Origin of the sequence: Bradyrhizobium sp. SRS-191, assembly GCF_024586915.1 — a bacterium.
In the GTDB taxonomy this organism is placed as follows: Bacteria; Pseudomonadota; Alphaproteobacteria; order Rhizobiales; family Xanthobacteraceae; genus Bradyrhizobium.
The window spans coordinates 1-1,708 of sequence record NZ_JANBVS010000071.1 but is presented as its reverse complement, the minus strand read 5'-3'; the positions used below and the strand labels follow the sequence as shown (position 1 = coordinate 1,708).

The following is a 1,708-nucleotide window of genomic DNA, read 5'->3' as shown; positions in this document are numbered from 1 at the left end:
GGCCTGCGTGTGCTCGGCGCCAATGCGAACGGGTCGAAGGCGGGCGTCTTCACCTCCAAGGTGGGCACGCTCTCCAACGACTTCTTCGTCAACCTGCTCGACATGAGCACGCAATGGACGCCGGCTTCCAACGGCAGCTACGAGGGCCGCGACCGCAAGACCAATGCGGTGAAGTGGACCGCGACACGCGTCGACCTGATCTTCGGCGCACACTCGCAGCTCCGCGCCTTCGCGGAAGTCTATGCGACGTCGGACGCCAAGGAGAAGTTCGTCAAGGACTTCGCCGAAGCCTGGACCAAGGTGATGAACCTCGACCGCTACGACATCGTGCGGAAGTAACAATGGTCCGTCTCTCTGCGGGGAGACGGATGTCCAGAAGCGAAACGTGATGACTGAGAAGGGCGGCAGCGATGCCGCCCTTTTCTTTTTGTCCTTAATCGATAATCAGACGCCGAGCGTACCCGCCTTCGCGGCTGCGTAGCGTTCGCCCACGACTTTCCAGTTCACCGTGTTCCACCAGGCCTTCAAATAATCGGCTCGGCGGTTCTGGTAATTCAGATAGTAAGCGTGCTCCCAGACGTCGTTGCCGAGCAATGCGCGCTTGCCGTCCATCATGGGATTGTCCTGGTTCGGGCGAGTCTCGATTGCGAGCTTCCCATCCTTACTGACGGTCACGAACACCCAGCCGGAGCCGAACACGCGTCCGCCGGCGGCGTTGAAGTCGGTCTGGAATTTCTCCATGCCGCCGAGGTCGCTGTCGATTGCGGCAAGCAGCGCACCCTCCGGCTTGCCGCCGTTCGGGCCCATGATCTGCCAGAACATCGTGTGATTGGCGTGGCCGCCCATGCTGTTCCGCACGCCGGTGCGGATGGCCTCGGGCACGGCATTGAGATTACCCAGCACCTCGCTGACCGGCTTGTCGGCGATCTGGGGATTGTCCTTTGCGAAATTGTTCAGGTTGGTGATGAAGGCCTGATGATGCCGGTCGTGATGGATCTCCATCGTCTTTGCATCGATGTGCGGTTCCAGCGCATTCGCCGGATAGGTCAGCGGGTCGAGCTTGAAGGGGCCGGCAGGTGCCATGGTTGTCTGCGCGAAGATCAGTCGCGGGGCCGCAGCGGCGGCGGCGAGGCTGGTGGCCGCGAACATCAGGTGGCGCCGGGATAGGGTCGACATGCAAAACTCCTGTCTGGAACGATCTGCCCGGGTACGAGGGCAGTGGGGGAGTTACGCAGCAGTCGCCGACACGGGTTCGAACAAGGGCCTTTCCGAGGCTGCGGCGGAAGCGCACATGTGGTCTCGCGCCCCGCTCGCAGACGAAAAAAGGGCGGCCCTCAGGCCGCCCTTGATGATCGTTCCGAGGTCGAAGCGCGGCTTACTCGCCGGCGGCTTCGCGCGGGGCCTTCTCGCCCTCGCCGCCCTTGCCTTCGAGGTCTTCGCCGGTGGTCTGGTCGACGGCCTTCATCGACAGCCGGGTCTTGCCGCGGTCGTCGAAGCCGAGCAGCTTGACCTTGACCTTGTCGCCTTCCTTGACGACGTCCGAGGTCTTCTGCACGCGGTTGGAAGCGAGCTGGCTGATGTGAACGAGGCCGTCCTTGGAACCGAAGAAGTTCACGAAGGCGCCGAACTCCATCACCTTGACGACGGTGCCGTCATAGATCTGGCCGACTTCCGGATCGGACGCGATCGACTTGATCCACTTGATCGC

The 1,708-nt window shown here is 62.5% G+C and carries 2 protein-coding genes and 1 pseudogene; 1 reads left to right on the top strand and 2 read right to left on the bottom strand.

Going from position 1 to position 1,708, the window contains the following annotated elements; genetic code table 11:
• Positions 1-339, top strand: a pseudogene (locus NLR35_RS34040) (peroxidase family protein); the annotation flags it as partial.
• 105 nt (positions 340-444) lie between these two features.
• Here the strand turns inward: NLR35_RS34040 and NLR35_RS34035 are convergent.
• Both NLR35_RS34035 and NLR35_RS34030 read right to left on the bottom strand, forming a co-directional pair.
• Entirely contained in the window at positions 445-1,176 is a 732-nt protein-coding gene (locus NLR35_RS34035) for a superoxide dismutase (protein WP_306577861.1), read from the bottom strand.
• Positions 1,177-1,375: 199 nt separating this feature from the next.
• Positions 1,376-1,708: S1 RNA-binding domain-containing protein (locus tag NLR35_RS34030; protein ID WP_257170907.1), on the bottom strand; the 333-nt coding region annotated here is incomplete at its 5' end.